Origin of the sequence: Aquicoccus sp. SU-CL01552 (genome assembly GCF_040365005.1) — a bacterium.
Taxonomy (GTDB): Bacteria; Pseudomonadota; Alphaproteobacteria; order Rhodobacterales; family Rhodobacteraceae; genus Antarcticimicrobium.
On sequence record NZ_BAABWV010000021.1, the window covers coordinates 60,378 to 68,031 of the forward strand.

Below are 7,654 nucleotides of genomic sequence, written 5' to 3' on the forward strand. Positions count from 1 at the left end.
GGGCGGTGTCCCCTTGCCGAAAGGTCGTTCAGAACCGCAGCGACAGGCAGGACATGCCGCCGTCCAGCTTGGCGCAATCGCGGTTGTCGATCTGCACCACCTCGTAGCCGGCCTTGTCCAGCATCTCGGCGGTCCGGAAGAACCCGTCGGCCATCAGCACCAAATTGTTGAAACGGATCGCGTTGGCCGCCGCTTCCTCTCCCTCGGGCACGTGCAGGACGCGATAGCCCTCGAAACAGCCCGAGGCCGCGAGCCGTTTGGTCGAGAGGATGGTTTCCCCGTCCATCAAGGAGCAGTCGGTCTTGAAATGCAGCACGCCGTCGGGGGTGAACACCTCGCGCAGGCTGTGGCCCCAACCCGCCGTGATCGCGGCCAGTTCGGCAACACCCTCCGCATCGGTGCGATCCGAGCGGCCCACCAGGATCTCCTTGCCCGTGACCAGGATATCTCCGCCCTCCACATGGCCCGGCCCCTTGATCTCGCGCACATCCTCATATAGCGCGCGCAGGGTCGGGGCCATTTCCGCGACCTCGCCTGCGCGGCTGGGGGCGCCGGGGCGCATCAGGATCGCCCCCTGCGGAAGGCACAGCGCGGTGTCTTCGACGAATTGAGCATCCGGATAGGCCTCGAGGGGGTCCAGCACGATCACCTCGGCCCCGGTGCTGCGCAGCGCCACCACATAGGCATCATGCGCGGCCAGCATCCCCTGCAGATCAGGCGGGCCGCTATCCTCGGCGCGCAGGCCGTCCACGATCGAGGCCGCAGGGCGGCGGGTGACGGCGCGGGCGAATTCGAAACTCGGGTTTGTCATGGTCGGTCTCAATCCTCGGCGGGCACGAACACAGGTGCCGCGATTTCAATCATCGAAGGGCCATCGGCAGGCGCCTTGCGCAGCGCCCCGGCGATCTCGGCGGGATCGGGCCCCACCGCCTGGTGCGGGATCCCGAAAGAGGCCGCCGTCAACGCGAAATCGGGGGGCGTCGGGTCACAACCGACCACGGGCACGTCGACGGCCTGCATCGACATGGCGATTTCGCGGTAGCCATGGTTGTTCCAGACCACGAAGGTGATCGGCAGTGCTTCGTCGACGGCGGCCATCACCTCGGGCAGGGAGAACTGCGCGCCGCCGTCGCCAACGATGCAGATCACCCGCGTTCCCGGTTCGGCAATCGCCGCGCCGATCGCGGCCGGAATCGCATAGCCAAGCGCGCCATAGCCCGTCGCGGCATTGAACCAGCCGCCCGCGCGGTCGTGATCATAGTAGAGATTGGCCGCATAGATCGGCTGGGCCGAGTCGCCGACCATCAGCGCCCCGGGCGCCGCATCGCGCATGGCGTTCACGATCTCGACCTGTGCGCGATATTCCGCGCCGATCTCCTCCCAGGCGGCGGCCCGCGCCGCGGCGGCGCGTGTTGCGCCATCAGCGGATGTCGCCGCATCGGGCAGCACCGCAAGCAGGGATCGCAGGAAGGGCGCCACGGCGCCGTGCAACGGCAGCGATGCCGCGTGCCGTGCCAGTTGCCCGGGACAGATATCGACGCGGATCAGGTCGGACATCCGCGCCATGGTGCCGGTGGCATCCATGTCATAGTCGGTCGGCCCCAGCTCGGTGCCAAGCGCCAGGACGACGTCGGCCGCCTCAATCAGATCCCGCACGCTTAGCAAGCTTGGGCTCGCCGGCACGGACAGGGCGTGATTGTACAAGACGCCCCGTGCATTCACCGTTTGCACCACCGGTGCATCCAGTCGCTCGGCCAGGGTTTGCAGGTCGGCGGCCGCCCCGCTCGCGCCCCCACCCGCGAGGATGACGACCCGCTTGGCCTCAGCCAGCCTTTGGGCGGCATCGGCGATCTCGTCGTCAGAGACCTCGGGGGGTGGGGCGGTCACGGGGGCGGTGGGGGTGACGCCCTCTTGCCCGGCGATATCCAGCGGTACCTGGATATGGGTCGGCCCCGGGCGGCCCGTGGCAAAGGGGGCAAAGGCGCGATCCAGCGCGCCGTTCAGATCCTGCGGGTGCGCCACATGCTCGGACACCAGCGCCACCGAAGCGGCCAGACCGTGTTGGTCGGGCAGTTCATGCAGATGCCCCAACCCCTTGCCCAGCGTGCCCGTGGCGTTGACCCCGGAGAGGACCAGTATCGGCACCGAATCCGCCCGGGCCTGTGCCATCGGCGTCAGCGCGTTGGTCAGCCCGGGGCCGGTGATGACAAAAGCCACGCCCGGCTTGCCGCTGGCGCGCGCATAGCCGTCGGCCATGAACCCGGCGCCCTGTTCATGGCGCGGGATGACGTGGCGGATGCTCGATCCGGCCAACCCGCGATAGAGCTCGACCGTGTGGACCCCGGGAATACCGAAGACCACCTCGACCCCGCGCGCCTTCAGCGCCGCGACCAGTTGTTCCCCGACCGTGCTCATGCCGGCACCGCCGCGGTCTGGGTCACATGGGCGATGATGCGGGTCAGGGCCTCGTCGAAATCGTCGTCCGGGATGGTCAGGGCCAGGCGCACCCAGTTCGTCAGGCTCTCGCCGAAGGACGCACCGGGCATGACCGCGACACCGGCCTCGTGCAAAAGCTCCATGGCAAAGGCGAAGCCGTCCATCCCGGTCGAGGAGACATCGACCATGGCGAACATGCCGGCCTCGGGGCTATGCACCCGCAGCGCGGTTTCCGCCGTCAGCCGCGCCTCCAGCCGTTGGGCCCGCGCCGAGAACCGCGCCGCCATGCCCGCCGCCACCGGAGAGCCATTGGTCACCGCCTCGGCGGTCATGTCGGCGATGAAGGGCTGGTTGCCGAACAGCATGGTCTCGGAGAACGGTAGCAGCGCGTCGCAGAAGGCCTTCGAGGACACGCACCAGCCGCTGCGGAACCCCGGCGCGGCGTGGGATTTGGAAATCGAGGAGACCACGATCACCCGATCCGCCAACTGCTCCTGCGCCAGCGGCGAGGTGAACCGCGCGCCCTCGTAGACCAGATCCGCATAGACCTCGTCCGAGATGATCCAGAAATCATGCGCCAGCGCCAGCTCGCCGATGGCCGCGATATCCTCGGCGGTGAGAATGGCGCCGGTGGGGTTGTGCGGCGTGGTCAACAGAAGTGCGCGCGTGCGCGGGGTGATCCGCGCCGCGATGTCCGCGGCCTGCATGCGAAAGCCGTGTTCGGGACGCAGGGGCACCGGCACCATCTCGGCCCCGGTGGCGCGAATGACACCTTCGTAGGTGGCGTACATCGGATCGCCCACCAGAACCTCGTCGCCGTGCTGCGCCACGCCCATCATGACCGAAAACAGCGCCGTCTGCGTGCCCGGAAAGCACATGATCTGGTCCGGGACGATCTCGCGGCCGCTGCGCCGGGTGTAATCCGCGGCCAGCGCGGTGCGCAGGTTCATCTCTCCCCGGCCATCCGAATAGCCGGTGCGCCCGGCCGACATCGCCGCCGTCGCCCGGTCCAGCATCTCCTGCGGGACCGGCACATCCGGTTCCCCGATGGTCATTTCGATCAGGTCCGCCCCGGCCTCGGCCAGGGCGCGCGCCTTGATATGAACTTCCCACTTGGCGCCGCCAAGTCCCGCCAAACGCGCGGTCACATCCGTTGTCTTCATGGCAGATCGGCCTTCTTTTTCCTCACGAAGAGTGTGTCAGGTTCAAGCCGACGATCGCCCCGACAGAGGTCAGGCCGATCTTCGGCAGTTCATCGGGTTCAAAGGCATCGGGCAGCGCGCCACCCTCAAGCCACAGACCGTCGATCACCGCGTTGCAGGCAATCGCCAGGTGACGCAGCCGCCCGGCCTCGGTCGCCTGTCCGGCCTCGTCAAGCGCGGCCGCGATCAGTGCCTCGAGCCGATTGCGGAAATCGGCATAGGTCCGCGCGTGGATCGCCTTCATCGCGGGGTCGTTCTGCACCTTGTTCAGAAAGCTCGCCCAGAGCGCTGTCGACTGCGGATCCACCACCGGCGCGGTCAGGGAGGCCTCGACAAAGGCCACCAGCCGATCCCGCGCCGTGCCCCTGAGCTGGCTTGCCGGCCCCTCGGTCAGGTCGGTCATATGGGTCATGTGGTGTTCATAGGCGGCGGTGATCAGGTCTTCCTTCGAGCGGAAGTAATGCCGGATCAGACCCTGGGTGACATCGGCCCGCTCGGCGATGGCCCGCACCGTCGCCCCGCGCACGCCGTGCTCGGCCACCAGCTCCAGCGCGGCGCGAATCAAGGCCTCGCGACGGGCCTCCGCGCTCTCTCGCTTAAACTTGCGGCGTTCCTCGGACACGGATGCTTCCTGACGGCTGCTGGTAATTATACACTTGCATAATTACTGCGACTCCGCATTACTACAAGACGAAAACGAGGAAGCCGCAAAATGCATCCATCCGCTGCTGCATCGTCAGCCGCCACCCAAGAGGCGCGGGAAGAGGCCATCCGCGTCACCGACCTGCACAAGTCCTTTGGAACGTTGGAGGTCCTCAAGGGGGTCTCCCTGACCGCCAGCAAGGGCGACGTGGTCGCCATCATCGGGGGTTCGGGGTCGGGCAAGTCGACCATGCTGCGCTGCATCAACTTCCTCGAGACGCCCAGTTCGGGCCGGATCGTGATCGGCGGCGAAGAGATCGCGATGCGCGCCGATGGCACCCCCGCGGACCGCCGCCAGATCGAACGCATCCGCACCCGGCTGGCCATGGTGTTCCAGCAGTTCAACCTCTGGACCCACCGAACCCTTCTGGAAAACATCATCGAAGTGCCGGTTCACGTGCTGAAGACCCCGCGCGCCGAGGCAGAGACCCGCGCGCGTGAGCTTTTGGCCCGTGTCGGCCTGGCCGAGAAGGAAGAGGCATTCCCTGCCTTCCTGTCCGGCGGCCAGCAACAACGCGCGGCCATCGCCCGGGCGCTGGCGGTGGATCCCTCGGCAATGCTGTTCGACGAGCCGACCTCGGCGCTGGACCCGGAGCTGGTGGGCGAGGTGCTGTCGGTGATCCGCGACCTTGCCGCCGAGGGGCGGACCATGCTGCTGGTCACCCATGAAATGAAGTTTGCACGCGAGGTGGCCGACCACGTCGTATACCTGTTCGAAGGCCGCATCGAAGAGCAGGGCCCCCCTGCCGAGGTCTTTGGAAACCCAAGGTCGGAGCGGTTGAAACAGTTCCTCAGCTCCGTCTCCTGACCGAGAGTCCAACAGAAAACAAAACACCAACCAGGGAGAATCCACATGAAACTGAAGACCCTTCTTGCCGCCGCGGTTGCGGCAGCGACCCTTGCCGCCGGCACGGCCAGTGCCGAACAGGTCAAGATCGGCATCGCGGCCGAGCCTTATCCGCCGTTCGCCTCGGCCGACAGCTCCGGCACCTGGGTCGGCTGGGAAATCGAGGTCATCGACGCCGTCTGTGACGCCGCCGAGCTGGATTGCGTGATCACCCCGGTGGCCTGGGACGGCATCATCCCCTCGCTGACCGGCAAGCAGATCGATGCGATCATGGCCTCCATGTCGATCACAGAAGAGCGCCTGAAAACCATCGACTTCTCTGACCCCTACTATAACACCCCGGCGGTGATCGTGGCGGACAAGTCCATGGACATCGAGGCGACCCCGGACTCCCTCGCGGGCAAGATCGTCGGCATCCAGGCTTCGACCATCCACCAGACCTACGCGCAGGAGTATTTCAAGGATTCCGAACTGCGCGTCTATCAGACCCAGGACGAGGCCAACCAGGATCTGTTCGCCGGCCGCATCGACGCCACCCAGGCCGACAGCATCGCGATGGCGGATTTCGTCGCCTCGGACGCCGGCGGTTGTTGCGAGATCAAGGGCGCGGTTGCCGATGACCCGGCGATCCTGGGGCGCGGCGTGGGCGCCGGTGTGCGCAAGGGCGATAGCGACCTTCTGGCGGCCTTGAACAAGGGCATCGCCGCGATCCTGGCCGATGGCACGCACGAGAAGATCACCGCCAAGTACTTCACCACCAGCATCTACTAAGACGCCCGCGTGGAGACGATCCTGACCACGCTTGGCCTGGCTGAGAGCGCGCAACTGCTGTCGCTCTCGCCGCCGGGCTGGGGGGCCAACCTGCTGCGCGGGTTGGCCAATTCCCTGCAGATCGCGTTCGGGGCCTTCGGATTGGGGCTGCTGATCGGGCTTCTGGGCGCCTATGGCAAGCTGCACGGCGGCAAGGTCACCCGCGATCTTCTGGCCATCTACACCACCGTCATCCGGGCCGTGCCCGAACTGGTGCTGATCCTGATCCTCTATTACGTGGGCACCGACCTGATCAACAAGCTCGCCGCCATGATGGGCTACGGCCGGGTCGAGATCAGCGGCATCGTCGCCGGTATCTGGGTCCTGGGCATCGTCCAGGGCGCCTATTCCACCGAGGTCCTGCGGGGCGCCATCCAGGCGGTCCCCCCCGGCCAGATCGAAGCGGCCCGCGCCTTCGGGATGCCGTCGCTGATGGTGATGCGGCGGGTGACCATTCCCGCCATGATGAGTTTCGCAGTCCCCGGTCTGGCCAATCTCTGGCTGATCGCCACCAAGGACACCGCGCTGCTGGCCGTTGTCGGGTTCAGCGAGTTGACGCTTGAAACCAAGCAGGCGGCCTCCAGCACCCGTGCCTATTTCACCTTTTTCCTCGCGGCGGGGGCGCTCTATCTCATGGTCACGCTCTGCTCGGGGGTGATTTTCCGCCGGGTCGAGAAATGGGCCCGTCGCGGTCAACCCTCGCTGAAGGGGGGGCGCTGATGATCCGTCTGCGCGCCCTGATGCAGCCCCATCGCATCGTCATGATGCTGGTCTTCGCGGCTTTCCTGATCTGGTGCGGCTTCACCATGCGTTGGGACTGGCTGCCGAAATACCTGCCGTTGGCGATCGAGGGGCTGTGGACCACGATCTGGATCCTGGTGGTCACGACGCTCCTCGGCTTCCTGCTGGCGATCCCCTTGGGCTTGGCCCAGGCTGTCGGCCCGTGGTACCTGGCCCTGCCGGCCCGCGTGTTCTGCACGGTGATCCGCGGCACGCCGCTGCTGTTGCAGATCTGGCTGCTGTACTACGGGCTCGGATCGCTGTTTCCGCAGTTCCCCTGGATCCGCTCGTCCGAGCTCTGGCCCTATCTGCGCCAGGCCTGGCCCTATGCGGTTCTGGCCCTGACCCTCTCTTACGCCGGGTACGAGGGCGAGGTGATGCGCGGGGCGTTCTCCAGCGTCGCCAGGGGGCAGCTGGAGGCGGCCAAGTCCTTCGGCATGCCGCGCCTGACCATGTTCCGCCGGATCTGGTTGCCACAGGCGGTGCGCAACGTGCTGCCGACCCTGGGCGGCGAGACCATCCTGCAATTGAAGGCCACCCCGCTGATCGCCACCATCACGGTCATGGATATCTACGCCGTCTCGTCGCGGGTCCGCTCCGACACTTTCATCGTCTACGAGCCGCTGCTGTTGCTGGCGCTGGTCTACATGGTGATCGCCGGGATCATCGGGTTCGCGTTCAACCACGTGGAACGCCAGGTTCCGGGCCGGCGCTGACCCGGCCCGCCTGTGCGGCCCGCCGGCGATCGGCCAGGCCCCTCGATCCCGCGTGACGGGCGATCGTTTCCATCATTCCCATAGAGGGCGGCCGTCCCATCCCTTTAAGTGCGGCCAGATCAACCGATTCATGGGGCGATTCACCGGGGGCCGGGCGGTTC

General features: G+C 66.7%; 8 protein-coding genes. 4 read left to right on the forward strand and 4 right to left on the reverse strand.

The features are described from left to right. Window positions 1–28 precede the first annotated feature (28 nt). From ABWV23_RS20035 to ABWV23_RS20050, 4 genes are read right to left on the reverse strand one after another with little or no spacing between them, the layout of a single operon-like run. Window positions 29–811 carry a dimethylarginine dimethylaminohydrolase family protein gene (locus ABWV23_RS20035; RefSeq protein WP_353351026.1) on the reverse strand — a complete coding sequence of 261 codons (783 nt, stop codon included), beginning with the start codon at window positions 809–811 and terminating at the stop codon, window positions 29–31. A gap of 8 nt (window positions 812–819) precedes the next feature. Next, window positions 820–2,415, reverse strand: a complete 1,596-nt coding sequence (locus tag ABWV23_RS20040; RefSeq protein WP_353351028.1) for a 5-guanidino-2-oxopentanoate decarboxylase — start codon at window positions 2,413–2,415, stop codon at window positions 820–822. Beyond that, on the reverse strand, window positions 2,412–3,599 hold the full coding sequence (locus ABWV23_RS20045; RefSeq protein ID WP_353351030.1) for a pyridoxal phosphate-dependent aminotransferase: 1,188 nt from the start codon (window positions 3,597–3,599) through the stop codon (window positions 2,412–2,414). Before ABWV23_RS20045 ends, ABWV23_RS20040 begins: the two co-directional genes overlap by 4 nt. 22 nt (window positions 3,600–3,621) lie before the next feature. After that, window positions 3,622–4,260 (reverse strand): TetR/AcrR family transcriptional regulator, encoded by a 639-nt coding sequence (locus ABWV23_RS20050; RefSeq protein ID WP_353351032.1) that lies wholly within the window; start codon window positions 4,258–4,260, stop codon window positions 3,622–3,624. Window positions 4,261–4,350: 90 nt separating this feature from the next. On the opposite strand from ABWV23_RS20050, the gene ABWV23_RS20055 reads away from it, so the two are divergent. Genes ABWV23_RS20055 through ABWV23_RS20070 form a run of 4 tightly spaced genes read left to right on the forward strand, consistent with a single transcriptional unit; the run spans window position 4,351 to window position 7,493 of the window. After that, window positions 4,351–5,148 carry an ABC transporter ATP-binding protein gene (locus ABWV23_RS20055; protein ID WP_353351034.1) on the forward strand — a complete coding sequence of 266 codons (798 nt, stop codon included), beginning with the start codon at window positions 4,351–4,353 and terminating at the stop codon, window positions 5,146–5,148. Window positions 5,149–5,193: 45 nt separating this feature from the next. After that, window positions 5,194–5,958: a transporter substrate-binding domain-containing protein gene (locus ABWV23_RS20060; RefSeq protein ID WP_353351036.1), complete on the forward strand. Its 765-nt coding sequence runs from the start codon at window positions 5,194–5,196 to the stop codon at window positions 5,956–5,958. Between the two features lie 9 nt (window positions 5,959–5,967). After that, window positions 5,968–6,717: an ABC transporter permease gene (locus tag ABWV23_RS20065; protein ID WP_353351038.1), complete on the forward strand. Its 750-nt coding sequence runs from the start codon at window positions 5,968–5,970 to the stop codon at window positions 6,715–6,717. Then, the gene (locus ABWV23_RS20070; RefSeq protein WP_353351040.1) at window positions 6,717–7,493 is read left to right on the forward strand and encodes an ABC transporter permease; all 777 of its coding nucleotides are present in this window, start codon (window positions 6,717–6,719) and stop codon (window positions 7,491–7,493) included. Before ABWV23_RS20065 ends, ABWV23_RS20070 begins: the two co-directional genes overlap by 1 nt. Window positions 7,494–7,654 lie beyond the last annotated feature (161 nt).

Bases quoted from the DNA above. Each gene is read 5' to 3' on its own strand.
- ABWV23_RS20035 (WP_353351026.1), bottom strand. From the start codon at position 811: ATGACAAACCCGAGTTTCGAATTCGCCCGCGCCGTCACCCGCCGCCCT.
- ABWV23_RS20040 (WP_353351028.1), bottom strand. From the start codon at position 2,415: ATGAGCACGGTCGGGGAACAACTGGTCGCGGCGCTGAAGGCGCGCGGG.
- ABWV23_RS20045 (WP_353351030.1), bottom strand. From the start codon at position 3,599: ATGAAGACAACGGATGTGACCGCGCGTTTGGCGGGACTTGGCGGCGCC.
- ABWV23_RS20055 (WP_353351034.1), top strand. From the start codon at position 4,351: ATGCATCCATCCGCTGCTGCATCGTCAGCCGCCACCCAAGAGGCGCGG.
- ABWV23_RS20060 (WP_353351036.1), top strand. From the start codon at position 5,194: ATGAAACTGAAGACCCTTCTTGCCGCCGCGGTTGCGGCAGCGACCCTT.
- ABWV23_RS20070 (WP_353351040.1), top strand. From the start codon at position 6,717: ATGATCCGTCTGCGCGCCCTGATGCAGCCCCATCGCATCGTCATGATG.